Source organism: Roseospirillum parvum, assembly GCF_900100455.1.
Classification (GTDB): Bacteria; Pseudomonadota; Alphaproteobacteria; order Rhodospirillales; family Rhodospirillaceae; genus Roseospirillum; species Roseospirillum parvum.
In genome coordinates this window covers 319,756-337,174 of record NZ_FNCV01000004.1, presented here as the reverse complement: position 1 = coordinate 337,174, position 17,419 = coordinate 319,756, and the positions used below count along the sequence as shown (strand labels likewise).

Genomic DNA, 17,419 nt, shown 5'->3' with positions numbered 1-17,419 from the left:
CTTACCCCGAAGCGTCGCGCCGCGGAGCGCCGGGAGCTCCCTTCCGCGATATCCGATTGGATCCGCTCCCGAAGGTCCACGGAATAGCTCCTGCCCATGATCCACCTCCCAAAAAGAAAAGTGAATCACGGACGCAGAGTCTTGGGAATCCCTCGATTCAGGTTTGGAGCTCCACGCTCTAAAGCCGGGACAGAGGGGGGTATCCGAGCGCGCGCGCTCGGATACCCCCCTCTGTCCCGGCTTTGACTCATGGTGGGGTCTGGGGAGGCCCCTGGCCTCCCCAGCGGGGTTCAAAGGGGCAGCGCCCCTTTGCCATGGGCCACGGCACCCTGGCCGGCGCGGGGCATCCTCAGGGGCGGTTGAGGATGTGGTGGATGCCGCATTCGGTTTTCGGGTGGTGGGACCATCGGCCATCGCGGATGCCGCCGTCTGGGGCGGGTCGGGCGGTGCAGGGGAAGCAGCCGATGGATGGGTATCCCTGGGCGACCAGCGGGTGGCGGGGCAGGTCGCGGTCCTTGAAGGTCTGTTCCACCTGTTCGGTGGTCCAGGTGGCCAGGGGGTTGAGGCGCACCATGTCGTCGGCTGTTTCGATGGTCGGCAGGGTCGAGCGCACGTCGCCATGGTAGCGTTTGCGGCCGGTGACGATGGCATCGAAGCCGCCGATGGCGGTGGCGTAGGGCTCGACCTTGCGCAGGCGGCAGCAGGCGTCGGGATCGCGTCGCCACAGATCGCCTTCCGCGTCGAGAGAGGCGACGGCGCGGCGTTCCGGGCGCAGCACGCGCAGATCGACCAGCCCCAGGTGTTTCACCAGATCGTCGCGGTAGGCCAGGGTTTCCGGAAAGTGCTTGCCGGTATCGACGAACAGCACCGGGGTGGTGCGGTCAACCTCGGCGATCAGGGCCAGCAGCACCGCCGCCTCTGCCCCGAACGACGAGGACACCGCCACCCGGCCGGCCAGCGGCAGGGCGCGGGCCAGCAGCGCGCCGCCGTCGAGCCCCTCGGCCTCGGCCTTCAGGCGGGCCGCCAGGACCTCGGCGCGGGCGGCGCGGGACAGGGTATGGGCGGTCATCTCGGGGGGGACTCCGCAGCAACCAAGACTTTCGGGTGTAGCATGGACCGGAGTCACCGGACCAGAGGGCACAATGGGGGATGAGTCAAAGCAAATTGATCGGATATGGGCCGCTGTCAAGACCAAGCCGCTCCGCCTCCTCCGCCCGTCCCCGACCGCACGGGATGAAACGTTGAATCTGAACGGCTTCCGGGCTTCCGGGACGCTTCCCCGGCGACCTCGGATGCACTACAGTCGGGCCTTGTCGCCGGCCGCCCCAGGTTCCCGCCATGCCCCCGTCATCCTCTCCGCCCCTCCACCCGAGGGTCGCCATCATCCCCGCCCGGGGCGGCTCGAAACGGCTGCCCCGCAAGAACATCCTGCCCCTGGGCGGACGCCCGGTGCTGGCCCATGTGGTCGGGACGGCCCTGGCCTCGGGGGTGTTCGACCGCGTTCTGGTGTCGACCGAGGACTCCGAGATCGCCGACGTCGCCGCCGCCGCCGGGGCCGAGGTCCATCAGCGTCCGGCCGCCCTGGCCGATGATCTCACCGGGGTGGTCGAGGTCTGCCTGGAGGTGCTTGACATCCTGGCGCGGACCGGCGCCGAGCCGGCGGCTTTCTGCTGCATCTATGCCACCGCCTTTGGGCTGCGCCCGGCCGACCTTCAGGGCGGCGCCCGCTGCCTGGCCGAGGGACCACCGGACCGGCCGGATGGGGTGATGTGCGTCTCGCCGTACAACTTCTATCCGCATGTGGCGCTGCACCGGACCGAAGACGGCCTGCAACCTTTCTTCCCCGACCTTCTGGAGCGGCCGCGCACCAGCCTGCCCGAGATGGTGGCCAGCAACGGCACCTTCTACATCGCCCGCACGGCGGCCTTCCGGGCCCATCGCACCTTCTATCTGCCCCGGCTGGCGGCCTTCGAGCTGCCGGCCGAGCGGGTGGTCGACCTGGACACCCCGGCCGACTACGCCCGGGCGCAACTGCTCTACCCGCTGCTGAGCCGTGGGGCGACGCCGGCATGAAGCTGCTGGTGCGGGCCGACGGCGACGGCACGATGGGCGCCGGGCATGTGCTGCGCTGTCTGGCCGTGGCCCAGGCGTGGATGGGGCGCGGCGGCACCGTGGCCTGGGCCGCCGCCGCGCTGAGCCCGGGGCTGGCCGACCGTCTGGCCGCCGAGGGGTTGGCCGTGCATGCCCTCGCCGCCGCCACCGACCCGGCGCTTCTGCGCGCCCTGGCCGAGGCCGAACGGCCCGAGGTGTTGCTGGTCGACGGCTACCACCTGGGCGGCGACCATCTGGCGCGGCTGGTTGGCGCGACACCCCGGCTGGCGGTGATCGACGATGACGGGCGGCTGGCCGGGCCGGCGCCCGATGTGCTGATCAACCCCAACGTCGACGCCGCCGAGCGCGACTACGCGACCCTCAGGCCCACCGCCCAGCGGCTGTGCGGCCCCGATTTCGCCCTGCTGCGAGCCGAGTTCACCAGCCCCGCGCCGACCCCGGCGGTGTGGCCGCCGCGCCGCGTGCTGGTCACCCTGGGCGGGGCCGATGCCCGGGGCCTGGGGCCAACCGTGGCCACCGCCGCCGCCGCCCGCTGGCCGGCCGCCGAGGTGCGCCTGCTCCAGGGCCCGGCGGCGCCCCCGCCGCCCCCTCTCGCGGCCGGCATCACCGCCCTGCCCCCCACCGACCGCATGGCCGAGGAGTTGGCCCGGGCCGATCTGGTGCTGGCGGCGGCCGGCGGCACCACCTGGGAGGTCTGCCACCTGGGTCGCCCGGCACTGCTGCTGATCGCCGCCGACAACCAGGCCGGGTTGGCCGGCTGGCTGGCCGGGCGTGACCTGGCCTTGGTGGTTGACGCCCGCCGGGGGGACTGGCACACCAGCCTTGAGGAAGCCCTGGCCGACCTCGATGCCACGCCGGCCGTGGAGACGGCCCGCGCCGCCGCCCGGGCCCAGTTGATCGACGGCCAGGGGGCCGGGCGCGTCGCCGAGGCGCTGATGAGCCGGGCGGCCCTCCACATCGGCGGAAAATGATTACCCTATTGTTGTTGCAGCCTCCCTTTCGAGAGCCCCATCCATGAGCGCCGAACTGTGCATTGAAGACCGCCCGATTGGTGATGATCACCCCACCTTCATCATCGCCGAGGTCGGCGTGAACCATAACGGCGACCCGGACACCGCCCATCGCATGGTCGACATGGTGGCCGACGCCGGGGCCGACTGCGTCAAGTTCCAGACCTTCCGGGCCGAGGAATTCTGCAACGCGCCGGAAGACGTCTACGAGTATGTCTCCCAGGGGGAGACGCGCCGCGAGTCGATGCTGGAGATGTTCCGCCGCCTGGAGCTGAAGCACGACGAATTCCGCGGCCTGTTCGAGCACGCCCGGGCGCGCGGCCTGGTTCCGTTGTCCACCCCGACCGATCGCGCCGCCGCCGATCTGCTGATGGAACTGGGGGCCGGGGCCTTCAAGATCGGCTCGGACGACCTGGTCCACACGCCGCTGCTTGACCATGTTGGCGCCAAGGGCCGCCCGGTGCTGATCAGCACCGGCATGGCCCACCTGGGCGACGTCGAACGGGCGGTCGATCGCCTGCACGCCGCCGGCAGCGGCCCGCTTGCCATCCTGCACTGCATCTCCCTTTATCCGACGCCCGATGATGGGGTGCACCTGCGTCGGCTGGCCACCCTGAGGCACGCCTTCCCCGAGTGCGTTGTCGGCTTCTCGGACCACAGTTGGGGCATCACCGCCGCCCTCGGCGCGGTGGCGCTGGGCGCCCGGGTGATCGAAAAGCACGTCACGCTGGACAACGACATGCCCGGCCCGGACCACAGGTTCTCGGCCAACCCGGCGCAGCTGAAGGATCTGGTGCAAGGGGTCCGGACCCTGGAGGCACAGTTGGGGTCCTCGGCCTTCCGCCTGTCGCCGGCCGAGCAGGAGATGGCCCAGCTTTGCCACCGGGCGATCTATGCGGCGCGCGACCTGCCGGCCGGCCATGTCCTGAGCAGCGACGACCTGACCTACCAGCGCCCCGGCAACGGCCTGCCGCCCTACGAAACCGACCGGTTGCTCGGGCGCCGCCTGTCCCGGGCCGTTCCATCGAACAAGGCCATCACTTTCGAGCATCTGGAATCAGTCGATGACCACTAATTCATCGCAACGCAAGGCTGAAGAAGTAGAGTTCTGGGACAAGGTGGGGCGGAAGCGCCTGTACGCCGCCTTTGACCGGCAAGAATACATCGATGTCATCGACAGCACAGTCGGAGTTGATCTTGACGGCATGTTCGTCGTCGACATCGGCTGTGCGGCCGGGCTGACATCGGCCCTGTTCGCCGCGCGCGGCGCAACCGTGCATGGCGTTGACATCTCACCGGAACTCATTGCCCGCGCCGCCGAGAGTTGGCCGGAGTTCAAGTCACGACTGACCTTTGGGGTCGGCGATGCCGAAGCCCTGGGCTTCGACGACAACACAGTGGATGCCTGCTTTTTCGGTGGCGTCCTGCACCATTTCCCGGATCTCCAAAAGACACTCGAAGAAGCGCTGAGGGTGCTTCGCCCGGGCGGACGGTTGATCGCGGTTGAGCCCAATCGCCTTGACCTGTTGGAGCGTATCGAGTGGGCCGTGGCCGATTTGCGAGGGCTGTTGAGCCCGAACGAATACCCGATCGATCCGCGAGTGATGCGCCAGGAGTTGAAGGAGGCGGGCTTCTCGCAGGTTCGTTTCTGGACCATACGCCGCGATATCCCGGTTCTTGCCCAGATCCCGCTCCTGGGACGGGCGTTCAACCGTCAGAAAGGCTTCTGGCTCAAGCGACCCTTGCTGCGCTTCGTTGATGCGTGGCGGGCGCCCGAGGCCCGAGGCACCTTTTTCGTTATCGAAGCCATCAAGGCTTGAGGCTGGCGCCTCGGGGCCTCGTCGGGCCACGCGTGCCGCCCGATGCCCAGCGAGGCAACATGCCTGGCGCACCACAAGCTTGGGACGATTTGATGGGATCCGAATTTTGGACTGATTTCTGGAGCCAGAAAGCCCAACTGCAAAGCGACTTCGCCGCCACGGGCCGTGGACGCATGGACATCGTGGCGTTCCTCTACACGATCAACGAGGCGGCCCGCCTGCTCGACCTGTCGCCGACCGACCGGCTGCTTGATATCGGTTGCGGCACCGGCATCCTGACGCTGGCCCTGGCGTCCCGCGCAGGTGCCGTGACGGCCATTGATGTGAGCCCCGTCGCCGTTGAGCGGGCCCGGCAAACCCTTTCCGACGTCGACGGGGCCGAGGTCCGGGTCGGCTCCATCACGTGCATCGAGGAGCAGGCATCCAGTTTCGACAAGGTGCTCGCCTACAGCGTCCTGCAATACCTGGACAGCATTGAGTCCATCACCAAGGCCTTTCTTGAGATCCGCCGGGTTCTGCGCCCGGGCGGGCGGGCCCTGCTGGCGGCCAATCCCGACCCGGCAGCCCGCGCCAAGCTTGAGGCGCGCCTTCGCGCCACCATGTCGCCCGAGGACGCAAGCGCCGAAATCAGCCTGCTGGCCAAGACGCTTTGGCTGCCCCCCTCGACCATGAGCGCCCTGGGAAAAGAGGTCGGCCTGGCCATTGAGGCCCGGCCAATCCACGCCCGCATTCCCCAGCACACCTATATGTTCGATCTGCTCGCCTGTCGCCCGATGGAGGACACATGGAACAACTCCGATTCCGGGAAATGTTCCTAGAACTGATAGAGAACCAGGACAACCGCTTTCACCCTCTTGTCTGGATCAATGGCACGCCGGAAATCGGCGAAGGAACCTACATTGGCGGCATGTCCGAGGTGAATGCCAAGGGCGCCCGGGTGAAAATCGGTTCCTGGTGCGATATCGCCTCTTTCGTCGCCATCAACTGCGCCGACTCTCACCTGCTGGCGATTGGCGTTGAAGGGAAGGCGACCAAGCGGGACATCGTGATTGGCGATCGGGTGTTCGTTGGATCCCATTGCGCCATCCTGGGCGGCTCGGTCATCGGCGAGCGCTCGGTGATCGCCGCCGGCACCGTGCTGCGCGGCGAGACGGTGCCGCCTGCCTCGTTGGCCATTGGCAACCCCGCCGTGATCAAGCCCGGGTACTACAAGGAGCGCTTGGCTGCCCAGGGAATCAACCTATGAAAACCGCGCCCATCCCCCACAACCGGCCGCAGATCACCGACGCGGATCAGGCCGCCGTGGCATCGGTTCTAGACTCGGGTTGGCTTGCCCAGGGACCCCGCACCCTGGCCCTGGAGGAAACATTCTCCAACCTGATGGGAGGCGGTGAAGCCTGTGCCCTGTCCTCTGGCACCGCGGCGCTTTTCCTGGCCCTCAAGGGACTGGACCTGCAACCAAGGGAGGTTGTCGCCGTCCCGACGTATGCCTGCTCGGCCCTCCTCAACGCAATCCACATGGCCGGCGGCACGCCGCTGCCGGTCGATGTTCGAGGGACGGATTTCTGCCTGGACCCGGAAAGACTGGAGGAGACGGCCGGCACGGCACGGCTGGCCATCGCGGTGCATACCTTCGGGGCCTCGGCGCCGATTTCCAGCCTGGCCAGAGGCGGTCGCCAGATCATCGAGGACTGCTGCCAGTCCCTGGGGGGGCCGCAAGGCCACGCGGGGGCGGCGGCCGTCTTTTCATTCTACGCCACCAAGATCGTCACCGGGGGACAGGGGGGCCTGGTCTGGGATGCCAAGGGCCAAGTGGCCGACGCCGCCCGGGACTATCGCCAGTTCGATTGTCGCCCCACATATCGGCCCCGTTTCAACCTTCAGATGACCGATATCCAGGCGGCAATGATCCTCAGCCAACTGGATCGCCTGGACGCCATCCGCCAGCGGCGCCGTGAAACCGCAGCCTTTTATGACGCGGCCGCGAGTGAACTGTGGAACACGGGGTGGCGGCGCCAGCAGGGAATCGACCACGCCGGCCATCTGCCCTACCGATACGTTCTGGTCGCCCCGGACTGGACCCAGCGCAAGGCGCTGGCCGCCGCCTTCGCCAAGGCCGGGATATCAACCATCGTGCCGATGGAAACCCATGAACTTCTTCACCGATACCTTGGGCTGCCCCCGGAAACATGCCCGGTTGCGGAAGACCTGTCGACCCGGACCCTGTCACTGCCCCTCTACCCCGCCCTGACGTGCGAGGAGGTGAAACGGATTTCCGCTGTTCTGGAGAGCTTTAAATGATACTCACGGCGCATCAACCGGTCTATCTACCGTGGCTCGGATTGTTCCATAAGATCGCGCTGGCCGATTCTTTCGTGTCCTTCAATCAGGTCCAGTATCAATCCAAGGACTGGAACAATCGCAACAAAATCAAAACGCCACAGGGCGCCCTTTGGCTTTCCGTTCCCGTCAAGAAAAAGGGGAGGCTTGAGCGCCTATACACAGATATCGAGATCGACAACGAAACCCCCTGGAGTCGGAAACACTGGGGAAGCCTCAAAGGAGCCTACTCGAAATCCAGGCACTTCAAAAAATATGCAGATTTTTTCGAGGATACATATAATAATCGTGAATTCAGGACGCTTGTTGAGCTGAACGAATACATGCTTGAATGGTTTATCGATCAGCTTGGAATAAAAGTAAAAACCACAACAATGGATAAACATTGCTTCTCAGGAAAAAAGAGCGGGCTGGTCCTCGACATGTGCCAGAAAATGGGCGCAAACCACTATATTTTTGGAGAACAAGGTCGAGACTACGCAAACATAGATGAATTCAAGGCATCCGGCGTCGTGCCGCATTTCCAGTCTTACAGCCATCCGACATACCCTCAACTTCACGGCCCGTTCATCAGCCACTTGAGTATCGTGGACCTGCTCTTCAATCATGGTGAAGACAGCCTGGATATTCTGATGTCGGGCAACATCGACCGCAGCCAGTTGCTACAGGATATCCAAGCATGACCAAGTCAAAGACCCTCGTCATTGGCGACCGCTCCATCGGCCCCGGCCACCCCTGCTACCTGATCGTCGAGGTGGGCACCACCTGCCTGGGCGACATCGACCACGCCCTGGCCCTGGTCGAGGCCGGCGCGGCGGCCGGGGTGGACGCGGTGAAGTTCCAGGTCATCGACCCCGACCAGATATCCGACCCCGCCGTCACCTATACCTATCGCAGTGGTGGCGAGACATTCGAGGCCAACATGAAGGAGATGTTCAGCCGCCTGGCCTTCAGCGAAGCCGAGTGGCAGCGCATCGCCGATCACTGCGCCGCCCACGGCGTGCACTTCTTCGCCACCGTGGACTACCCGGCCGGGGTCGATCTGCTGGACCGCCTGGGCGCTCCGGCCCACAAGCTGGGCGCCTGGGACGCCACCTACAAGGAGTTGATCGAGAAGGTGGGAGCCACCGGCAAGCCGACCTTCGTCGACCTCGGCCCGGCCACCGAGCAGGAAGTGGCGCAGATGGCCCAGTGGTTCCAGGAGGCCGGCGGCTCGTCGCTGATCTTCCTGCACGACTACCATACCAGCGAGCCCAGCCAGATGAACATGCGGGCGGTCCAGTTCCTTGATCAGACCTACCCGTGGCCGGTCGGCTACTCGTCGCCGGGGCTCGATCACGACCTCGATTTCCTGGCCCTCGGCCTGGGCGCCACCTGCCTGGAGAAGCGCCTCATCCTGTCGCGCCAGCAGCGTGCCTTCCACGCTGATGAATCGCTCGAACCGGACGAGTTGAAGGACTGGGTGGCGCGCATCCGCCGCGCCGAGGCCAGCCTGGGCACGGTGGCCATCCGGCCGTCGGACAAGGACCTGGCCGACGCCCGCAAGTACTACCGCAGCCTGTGCACGCTGACCGAGGTCAAGGCCGGCGAGGCGTTCACCGCCGACAACCTGGGCGCCAAGCGCCCGGCCGATGGCCTGGCCCCGGCCCGGCTGACGGAATTCCTGGGCCGGCGGGCGGCGCGCGATCTGCCGCTCAACACCCTGATCGGGGAAACCGATGCCGAGTGACGGCGCCCCGTCGATCCCGGCGTCCTACCGCGATCAGGTGGCGCTGTGCCGGGCGGTCGGTCAGTGGACCATCGAGGCCGTCGGCGCCCTGCTCGCCGACGGCCATGGGGAGACGGCCCGGCTGAGCGGGCCGATCCTGTATGGCGCCATCTACCGGCTGTTGCGCAGCGTGCAGATGCCGGGCGTGCCGATCACCGGCATCGGCGCCCCGCCCCCCACGCCCGAGGTCCTGCACCGATGGGTCGGCGCCGCCATGCGCCTGCCCTCCCCCAGCGCCCCGCCGGTCGAGCGGCTGGCCCGGCGGCTGGCCCGGCAAGCCACCCTGGGCGGTCTGCCGGGGCTGATGCGCCAGCTTCCGGGCAGTCGGCCGCAGATCACGCTGACCTCGCACAACACGGTGGCCCGCCGCTTGGTCACCGCGACCGGGGCGCGGGTCCGCTTCCAGCCGGCCGAGGGGCTGGTGGCGCCGCGGCGCGCGCCGCTCAACCGGGCGGCCGAGGGCGCGCCGACCACAGCCACCCCCCGGAGCCGCTCGCTGGCCGCCGGCCTGGGACCGCTGCTGGCCCGCCACCTGCCCCAGGCGCCGGACGACCTTGAGGCCCGCGCCGCCGCCCTGATCGCCCAGGTGCTGGCCATCGCCGAGGCACAGGTCGAGGTGATGGCCGGCCTCGCCCTGCCCGAGCGCCCGCTGTGGTCGACCGGCATCGGCGGCTGGGGCGGCCGGCTGATCGACCTGGAAGCCAGCCGGCGCGGCCTGCCGGTGACCCGATTCTCGCACGGCGGGGGCTATGGCATGGTCAACGAGGACGTGGCCCTGGCGCTGAGCGAACTGGCCGTCGCCGAACGCTTCGTGCTGGCCACCCCCGGCCTGGCCCGAAGCGCCGGGCAGGATCTGGAAACCGCCGCCCCGTGGTGCCTGCGGGGCCGCCCGATCGATCAGGTGCTGGTCGGCGGCCAGGGCGATCCGGTGTTCGAGCAGATCCCCTTCAGGCCCCGCCGGGCCGGCCAGCGGCCGCGCGTCCTGCTCATGCTCAGTGGCCTGTTCGAGGGCTTTCTGCACATGCCGCCGGTCCTGCCAGCGGACCTTGCCCGAGCCTGGCGGGCCCGGCTGATCGCGCTGTTGGAAAGCCTCGACATCGAGCTTCTGATCCGCCCCCACCCGGAGGACCGCGCCGCCTTCGAGGAGATGCGCCAGGGCCAACCCGGACGGGTCCTCGACGGGCCGTTCATCGAGTGCCTGGACAAGGCCGACGTGCTGCTGTTCGAGTGGTCCATGTCGACCGCCTTCTGGCAGGCGCTGTGCCTGGGCCGGCCGGTGGTCCTGATCGATCTGCCGGGGACGCCCTTCCTGCCCGCCCGGCGGGACGATCTGGCCCAGGTGTGCCGGGTGCTGGAGCCGGGGTTCGATGCCCGGGGCCTGCCGACCATCGACGCCGAGGCCCTGGACGATGCCCTGCGCCGCCCCCTGGACGGCGATCCGGCCCGCCCCCGGGCCCTGTTCGTTCCGTCCAGCTGAAGAAGCCGGCTGAAGAAGCCGGCTGAAGAAAAAGGAGCGCCCGTTCCATGTCGATCCTGGCCATCGCCGCCCATCCCGACGACGAGGCGCTGGGCTGTGCCGCCACCCTGGCCCGCCATGCCCGGCTCGGCGAGACGGTGCGCATCCTCTTCGTGGCCGATGGCGTGGCGGCGCGCCCCGACGCCGGCGCGGCGGCGCGCCCGGCGCGCGAGGCGATGGCCGAGGCGGCGGCCCGGGCCCTGGGCGCCGAGCCGCCGGTTTTCCTGCGCCTGCCCGACAACCGGCTGGATTCCCTGCCGCTGCTCGACCTCACCCAGGCCATCGAGGCGGCAACCCGGGACTGGGCGCCGCGCGTCATCTACACCCACGCCGCCGGTGACATGAACCTCGACCATCGCCGGGTCCATCAGGCGGTGCGCACCGCCTTCCGTCCGCTGCCGGGCAGCCCGGTCGAGCAGGTCCTGGGCTTCGAGGTGGCCTCGAGCAGCGAGTGGGGGGGCCCGGGCTTCGGGCCGGCCTTCCAGCCCACCCTGGCGGTCGCCGCCGAGGCCACCGAGGTGGCCGCCAAATGGGCCGCGCTCGATGCCTACGCGGCGGAGATGCGGCCCGCCCCGCACCCGCGCTCGCGCCCCGCCATCGAGGCCCTGATGCGCTGGCGCGGCGCCAGCTTCGGCCTGGAGATGGCCGAAACCTTCGAGGTGATCCGGCAGGTGGTGCGCTGAGGCAACGGCCTACACCCGCTCCGCCCCGTAGTACAGGGTGGCGGCGTGGCGGGCCTCGGCGAAGAACAGCCAGCGCTCCAGGCCCATGCCCAGGGTGCCGGCAAGGGCCGCCAGCAGGGCCGCGCCGCCGCCCGCCGCGCCGGCCAGCACCAGCAGGCTCAAGGCCAACGGCAGGGCGAAGGCCAGGGCGTGGGTGGCGAGGCGCAGGGTCCGGGCGTGCTGGCGCGCCACCTGATAGCCCATCTCCTTCAGCACATAGTTGGCCTGGCTGTGCGGCCAGTCGATCACCCGCACCCGACCCTCGGGCAGGCCCAGGGCGCGGTTGGCGGTGAGCCGTTCGGGGCGGCTGTCGAGGTGGCGCCAGCAGGCGGCCTTCAGCCCCCAGGCGGCGGCCACCAGGACCACCGGCAGCAGCCTGACCGCCCAGCCGGCGGCGTTGAAGGGATGGGCCAGGGCGGACAGCCAGAGGGCCCCGGTCATCAGCCCGAACAGCAGATAGCCGGGCAGGGTGAAGACGTTGTGCCAGTGCGGGATGGGTTTCAGGCTGGCGTAGATCATGGCGGTGGCGGCCACGGTCAGCCCGGCCCCGGCGGCGCTCAGCACCCCGAAGGCGGCCATCGCGCCGTCGGTCCGGCCCAGCCCGACCCAGCCCAGGGCGAACAGTCCGGCGGGAACGAAGGTGGCCACCGCCGCCACCGCCTCGCGCGAGAGCCACGAGGAGCGCCACTGGGAAAAGGCGAAGCGGGCCCGCTCGGGGCGTCCCAGGTGGGCGCTGGAACTCATCAGCCCGCCGCCGATCAGCCCCAGGGCCAGGCCCAGGCCAAGCAGACCCAGCCAGCGGTCGGCGGGCAGCGCCTGGGCGGCGCCGAGCAGCCCCATCAGGGCGAGCAGACCATAGCCGGCCCCCGAGGCGGTGGTGAAAAAGATGACCGAAAAGGCGGGATGCATGGGCGGCCTCGGGCGGAAATCAGCGGGGAACCGGCCGGTCGAGCCAGGCCAGGGGATCGTCGGCCGGGCCGGCCGGGGTCAGCTCGCGGGGGCCATCGGGTGGCGGTCCCTTGCGGCGCGGCGGCAGGTAGACGTTGACCGGCCCGTAGCCCAGCTCGGCCAGCAGGGCCTGCCCGCCGCGCTCGGCGACCAGCCGCGAGACCGCCGAGTCAGGATCGCCCAGGTCGCCGAAGTGGCGGGCCCGCGAGGGACAGGTCAGCACGCAGGCGGGCTGGCGCTCGGCCTCGGGCAGGGTTTCGTTGTAGATGCGGTCGACGCACAGGGTGCATTTCTTCATGGTCCCGGCGTCGGGATCGTACTCCCGGGCCCCGTAGGGACAGGCCCAACTGCACAGCTTGCAGCCGATGCAGCGCTCCTGGTCGATGAGCACGATGCCGTCCTCGGCCCGCTTGTAGCTGGCCCCGGTGGGGCACACGGTGACGCAGTCGGGCTGGGCACAGTGCAGGCAGGAGCGCGGGAAGTGCACCGTGCGCGCCGTCTCGGGATCACCCTCGGCGCCGGGATTGATCTCGAAGCTGTGGACCCGGTTGAACCACACCCCGTCCACCTTGGGGCCGTAGGGGTCGAGGTCGGTCAGCGGCCCCATGTGGCCGCCGGTGTTCCATTCCTTGCAGTTGGTCACACAGCCCTGGCAGCCGACGCAGGTGTCGAGATCGATGACCAGCCCCAGACGGCGCGGGGTGGGCGGCGGCAGGGTGGTCATGGCGCCTCTCCCTCTTGCGGCTGGAATTCGGCCCCGAAGCGCGACACCTCGGGGCGCGGCCCGGTCACCGAGGGGGGCACCGCCAGGGGCGGGAAGCGGGGCTCGGTGAGCGGCGCCTCGGCGGGGTCGGCCTTGCTGACCTCCACCTTGAGGTCGAACCACGCCGCCTGCCCGGTCACCGGATCGCTGTTGGCGTAGCGCGGGGCGCCGTCGCGCGGCGGCAGCAGCTCCGAAATCAGATGGTTGAGCAGGAAGCCCTTGGTCGCCTCCGGCGCATCGGGCTTGAGGTTCCAGGCCCCGGCCCGCTTGCCGATGGCGTTCCAGGTCCACACCGTTTCGGGGTTCACCCCGTCGATCAGCCGCACCTGGCACTTGATGCGCCCGTGGTGGCTTTCCACCCACACCCAGTCGTCGTCGGCGATGCCCCGGGCCGCCGCCGTGGCCCGGTTGATGTACAGCCGGTTGTGGTTGGTGATCTGCCGCAGCCAGGCGTTCTGCGAGCCCCAGGAGTGGTACATGTGCATCGGCCGCTGGGTCAGCGCGTGCAGCGGAAAGCGGCCGGGCTGGCTGGCCTCCAGGGCGGCTTCCTCGAAGGGCGGATACCAGATGGGCAGGGGGTCGAAATAGGTCTCGACGCGCGCCCGATGGGCCTCGGGCACCTCGACCGAGCCCAGCCCCCGGGCGGCGTTGCGGAATTTCTGGAGGATCTCGGAGTAGATTTCGAGGGTGATCGGCGCCGCCTTGCCGAGAAGGCCGAGCTCGGCCGCCCAGTCGAGGTAGCTCTGGTTGGCGAACTTGAAGTAGCGCCCGTCCTCGGGGATTTCGAGGCGCCAGAAGCCGCCGTTGGCCTTGTAGGCCTCGAGTTGGTCGGGGTTGGGGTCGCCCTTGCCGTGGCTTTGGCCGTCGGCGCCGCGCCAGCCGGCCAGCGGGCCGATGCCGGGGCTGCGCTGGTGGTTGACCAGATAGTCGGCATAACCTCCGGGGTAGGTCGGCGAGCCATCGGGGTTGGTCATCCCGGGCAGGCCGAGGCGGGCCCCGAGATCGAGCAGCACGCCCTGGAAGTTGCGCACGTCGCGGTCCGGCGCCACCACCGGATGGCGGATGGCGTCGGCCGCCGCCTCGGCGTCGCAGATCGGGCGGTCCAGCAGCGAGATGCAGTCGTGGCGTTCGAGGTAGGTGGTGTCGGGCAGGATCAGGTCGGCGTAGGCGACCATCTCGGAATAATAGGCGTCGGAGTAGATGATCCGGGGGATGCGGTAGGCGCCGGTCTCGGGGTCGGTGTCGGTCAACATGTCGATCACCCCGGCCGAGTTCATCGACGAGTTCCAGCCCATGTTGGCCATGAACAGGAACAGGGTGTCGATGGGGTAGGGATCGCCCGCCCAGGCGTTGTGGATGACCATGTGCATCAGGCCGTGGGAGGCCAGCGGGTGCTCCCAGGAATAGGCCTTGTCGAGGCGCTGGGGATTGCCGTCGTCGTCGACCAGCAGGTCGGCCGGGTCGGTGACGAAACCCAGCGGCGGCCCGCCCAGCGGCTGGCCCGGCCCCTTGGCCCCGGTCGGCTTCACGGGCGGCGGGATGGGCTTGGGGAAGGGCGGCTTGTAGCGGAAGCCGCCGGGGGTGTCGACGCTGCCCAAAAGCATCTGCAACAGGTGGATCGCCCGGCAGGTGTGAAAGCCGTTGCTGTGCGAGGAGATGCCGCGCATGGCGTGCATGGCCACCGGCCGGCCGACCATGCCTTGGTGGCGCCGCCCGGCGGCGTCGGTCCAGGCGACGGGCAGGGTGACGGGATGCTCGAAGGCCGCCTCGGCCAGTTCGGCGGCGATGCGGCGGATCACCTGGGGGCGGAGGCCGCACACCGGGCCGGCCACCTCGGGGGCGTGCTCGGGGTCGAGATAGCGCTCGGCCATCAACTGGAAGGCCGGCACCACCGGGCGGCCCTTGATCTCGAAGCGGCCCTTGAGCAGCGGCGTGATGCCAACCGCGTCGGCCGGCACCGGGGCGTTCTTCCCGGCGTCCCAGGCCAACGGGCGGCCCTCGGCGTCGCGGGCGATCAGGCCGTCCTCGGCGTCGCCGCCCTGCCACACCAGATGGTGGGCGTTGGTGTAGCGGACCAGATAGTCCACATCCACCTTGCCGGCCTTCAAGAGTTCGTGGATCAGGCTCATCACGAAGCGGCCATCGGTGCCCGGGCGGATGCCGATCCACTCGTCGGCCACCGCCGAGTAGCCGGTCTTGGCCGGGTTGACCGAAACGAACCGCGCCCCGCGCTTCTTGAGCTGGTCGATGCCCATCTTGATGGGGTTGCTGTCGTGGTCCTCGGCCACCCCGAACATCAGGAAGTAGCGGGTGTGGTGCCAGTCGGGCTCGCCGAACTCCCAGAAACTGCCGCCGATGGAATAAAGCCCGGCGGCGGCCATGTTGACCGAGCAGAAGCCGCCATGGGCCGCATAGTTGGGAGTGCCGAACTGGCTCGCCCACCAGCCGGTCAGGGCCTGGCTCTGGTCGCGGCCGGTGAAGAAGGCGAGCTTCCGGGGGTCGCTCTCGCGCAGCGGCCTGAGCCAGCCGGTGGCCGTTTCCAGCGCCTCGTCCCAGGAGATTTCCTCGAACTCCCCGCTGCCCCGTGGCCCCACCCGGCGCAGCGGCCGGGACAGCCGGGCCGGCGAATAGTGCTGCATGATGCCGGCCGAACCCTTGCCGCACAGCACCCCCTTGTTCACCGGATGATCCGGGTTGCCCTGGATGTAGCGCACCCGGCCGTCCTTCAGGTGGACCCGGATGCCGCAGCGGCAGGCGCACATGTAGCAGGTGGTGTGTTCGACCCGGTCGCCGACCGGCCGCGAGGTCTCGACGCGCGCCTCGGGCGCGCCAGACGGGTTCGGCGCCATGGCCTTCTCGCTCCTCCCCTGGCCGCCCGGGTGGGGCGGCGGACTCCCTGGTCGCGATCGGGGAGAGCGGCGGGCCGTGCGGCGCCGCGCGGTATCTGTCTCGCCTCCCCAGCGGACCCCGGCGCCTGTTGGTTGGTTTTGTGGCTGGGCCGGTCCCGGTGTGGGGAGAATATTAGACCAGACTGATTTAAGTCAAACCGTCAATCTGTTCGTCGGTCAGGGTGCCCGGCACGATGGTCACCGGCACCCGCAACTGCCCGGCGTGCTTGCCGGTGACCGCCTTGACCAGCGGCCCGGGGCCGTCCTTGCCGCTGCCGGCGGCGAGCACCAGCACCGAGATGCGCTGATCCTCCTCGATCAGGCTGAACAGTTCCTCGCGGGTGTCGCCCTCGCGGACGATCAGTTCGGGCATGTCGGAGACACAGGTGTGGATCAGCGCGGCGTGGGCCTGCAGGCGTTCCTCGGCGATCTGGCGGGCCTCGTCCTCCATCGCCCGGCCGACGAACATCCAGTGCTGGAACTCGGGCGGCTCGACGACGGTCAGAAGGGCGACCCGGCCGTGGGTGTTGCGGGCCCGTCGGCAGGCGAAGCGCAGGGCGGCACCCACTTCCTCCGAGCCGTCGATGACGACCAGGAACAGGCGCGGGTTGTTGTCGTTGTCGGCATCGACGTCCGGGTCGGGGGCCGGGTCGGGCAGCGAGTCGGGGGGCGGCGTTGCCGGCGGCAGCCCGGCCCCGGGATCGAAGGGGGTGCCATGGCTGACGGGGCCGACGCCAGGGTCGGTCAGGATGGATGGCATGACGGTCTCTCCTCCCCAGCGGAACGCGGATTTTCGTTCAAGGACCGGGGGACCCCCCGCCCTTCTGTTCCGACCGCGCCGTTGCCGGGCGGTCAGCCGCGTTCATCCACCGACCGGATCACCTTGTTCGTCGGGCGGTCCGCCGGGCGCTCGATACAGAGGCCCGCCACAGAGGTCCGCCACAGAGTCCCGCCGGGCGGGCGACGCCCGGGGCGATCCGGCGGGCCCGCCACGACTTGTGCGGCACAACTTGCGGCGCAACTTGCGGCACAACTGGCGGCAGGCCCAGACCGGTAGTTTGGCAGTCTCCGGGGGCGGAAACAAACCAATCCAGCAAATGGCTGATTTAACGAAAGTTTCTCGATCAGCTCAGGACACGCCGGGGAGCCCCGAGGCAAGCGGCAGGCCGGCCTTGTACCAGGCCCCGATGCCGCCTTCCATGCGGTTGATTTCGCCCTGCAATCCGGCCTGGCGCAGCTTGCCCGCGGCCATCCCGCAGCGGATCCCCGAACGGCAGTGCAAAACCAGGCGTTTGTCCGGAGTCGCGGCCAGGGTTCGGCGCACCCGCTCGGGCTCGAAGCGCGACAGGGGCAAAAGGATGGTGCCCGGAATGTGGGCCTCCATGTACTCGTTGGCCTCGCGCACGTCGAAGACCACGGCCTGATCCGCGTCCATCCAGGCCTTCACCTGGTCGGCCGGAACCATGCGCACCTGATCTCCCAGCGCGGAAGTCGGATTTGCGGCGGCGGCAAACATGGGCGGGGACTCCCTC

At 69.0% G+C, this 17,419-nt stretch carries 17 protein-coding genes; 11 read left to right on the top strand and 6 right to left on the bottom strand.

What is annotated here, in order from left to right; translation table 11 throughout:
- Positions 1-349: 349 nt before the first annotated feature.
- Complete coding sequence (locus tag BLR95_RS08475; protein WP_092618294.1) at positions 350-1,069, bottom strand: phosphoadenylyl-sulfate reductase; 720 nt, start codon at positions 1,067-1,069, stop codon at positions 350-352.
- A gap of 269 nt (positions 1,070-1,338) precedes the next feature.
- Here BLR95_RS08475 and BLR95_RS08470 point away from each other — a divergent pair, with 269 nt between their 5' ends.
- From BLR95_RS08470 to BLR95_RS08420, 11 genes are read left to right on the top strand one after another with little or no spacing between them, the layout of a single operon-like run.
- Positions 1,339-2,073 (top strand): acylneuraminate cytidylyltransferase family protein, encoded by a 735-nt coding sequence (locus BLR95_RS08470; RefSeq protein WP_092618291.1) that lies wholly within the window; start codon positions 1,339-1,341, stop codon positions 2,071-2,073.
- Positions 2,070-3,083: a PseG/SpsG family protein gene (locus tag BLR95_RS08465; protein ID WP_092618288.1), complete on the top strand. Its 1,014-nt coding sequence runs from the start codon at positions 2,070-2,072 to the stop codon at positions 3,081-3,083. Before BLR95_RS08470 ends, BLR95_RS08465 begins: the two co-directional genes overlap by 4 nt.
- A gap of 43 nt (positions 3,084-3,126) precedes the next feature.
- On the top strand, positions 3,127-4,197 hold the full coding sequence (locus BLR95_RS08460; RefSeq protein ID WP_092618285.1) for an N-acetylneuraminate synthase family protein: 1,071 nt from the start codon (positions 3,127-3,129) through the stop codon (positions 4,195-4,197).
- Complete coding sequence (locus BLR95_RS08455) at positions 4,187-4,942, top strand: class I SAM-dependent methyltransferase (RefSeq protein WP_092618282.1); 756 nt, start codon at positions 4,187-4,189, stop codon at positions 4,940-4,942. Before BLR95_RS08460 ends, BLR95_RS08455 begins: the two co-directional genes overlap by 11 nt.
- Before the next feature lie 59 nt (positions 4,943-5,001).
- Positions 5,002-5,760 carry a class I SAM-dependent methyltransferase gene (locus BLR95_RS08450; protein WP_092618279.1) on the top strand — a complete coding sequence of 253 codons (759 nt, stop codon included), beginning with the start codon at positions 5,002-5,004 and terminating at the stop codon, positions 5,758-5,760.
- The gene (locus tag BLR95_RS08445; RefSeq protein ID WP_092618276.1) at positions 5,727-6,188 is read left to right on the top strand and encodes an acyltransferase; all 462 of its coding nucleotides are present in this window, start codon (positions 5,727-5,729) and stop codon (positions 6,186-6,188) included. The genes BLR95_RS08450 and BLR95_RS08445 overlap by 34 nt, the downstream gene beginning before the upstream one ends.
- Positions 6,185-7,243 carry a DegT/DnrJ/EryC1/StrS family aminotransferase gene (locus tag BLR95_RS08440; RefSeq protein WP_092618273.1) on the top strand — a complete coding sequence of 353 codons (1,059 nt, stop codon included), beginning with the start codon at positions 6,185-6,187 and terminating at the stop codon, positions 7,241-7,243. The genes BLR95_RS08445 and BLR95_RS08440 overlap by 4 nt, the downstream gene beginning before the upstream one ends.
- Positions 7,240-7,965: a WbqC family protein gene (locus tag BLR95_RS08435; RefSeq protein ID WP_092618270.1), complete on the top strand. Its 726-nt coding sequence runs from the start codon at positions 7,240-7,242 to the stop codon at positions 7,963-7,965. The genes BLR95_RS08440 and BLR95_RS08435 overlap by 4 nt, the downstream gene beginning before the upstream one ends.
- Entirely contained in the window at positions 7,962-9,011 is a 1,050-nt protein-coding gene (locus tag BLR95_RS08430; RefSeq protein WP_092618267.1) for an N-acetylneuraminate synthase family protein, read from the top strand. The genes BLR95_RS08435 and BLR95_RS08430 overlap by 4 nt, the downstream gene beginning before the upstream one ends.
- Entirely contained in the window at positions 9,001-10,527 is a 1,527-nt protein-coding gene (locus BLR95_RS08425) for a hypothetical protein (RefSeq protein ID WP_092618264.1), read from the top strand. Before BLR95_RS08430 ends, BLR95_RS08425 begins: the two co-directional genes overlap by 11 nt.
- Positions 10,528-10,574: 47 nt before the next feature.
- Positions 10,575-11,249: a PIG-L deacetylase family protein gene (locus BLR95_RS08420; protein ID WP_092618261.1), complete on the top strand. Its 675-nt coding sequence runs from the start codon at positions 10,575-10,577 to the stop codon at positions 11,247-11,249.
- Positions 11,250-11,258: 9 nt separating this feature from the next.
- Here the strand turns inward: BLR95_RS08420 and BLR95_RS08415 are convergent, their stop codons facing one another.
- From BLR95_RS08415 to BLR95_RS08395, 5 genes are all read right to left on the bottom strand, one after another.
- Positions 11,259-12,197, bottom strand: coding sequence for a dimethyl sulfoxide reductase anchor subunit family protein (locus BLR95_RS08415; RefSeq protein WP_092618258.1), 939 nt, complete (start codon positions 12,195-12,197; stop codon positions 11,259-11,261).
- A gap of 19 nt (positions 12,198-12,216) precedes the next feature.
- Entirely contained in the window at positions 12,217-12,960 is a 744-nt protein-coding gene (locus BLR95_RS08410; protein ID WP_092618255.1) for a 4Fe-4S dicluster domain-containing protein, read from the bottom strand.
- The gene (locus BLR95_RS08405; RefSeq protein ID WP_092618253.1) at positions 12,957-15,848 is read right to left on the bottom strand and encodes a molybdopterin oxidoreductase family protein; all 2,892 of its coding nucleotides are present in this window, start codon (positions 15,846-15,848) and stop codon (positions 12,957-12,959) included. The genes BLR95_RS08410 and BLR95_RS08405 overlap by 4 nt, the downstream gene beginning before the upstream one ends.
- A 187-nt stretch (positions 15,849-16,035) precedes the next feature.
- Positions 16,036-16,647, bottom strand: coding sequence for a universal stress protein (locus BLR95_RS08400; RefSeq protein ID WP_092618250.1), 612 nt, complete (start codon positions 16,645-16,647; stop codon positions 16,036-16,038).
- Positions 16,648-17,016: 369 nt separating this feature from the next.
- Positions 17,017-17,403 carry a rhodanese-like domain-containing protein gene (locus tag BLR95_RS08395; protein ID WP_092618247.1) on the bottom strand — a complete coding sequence of 129 codons (387 nt, stop codon included), beginning with the start codon at positions 17,401-17,403 and terminating at the stop codon, positions 17,017-17,019.
- Positions 17,404-17,419: the final 16 nt, after the last annotated feature.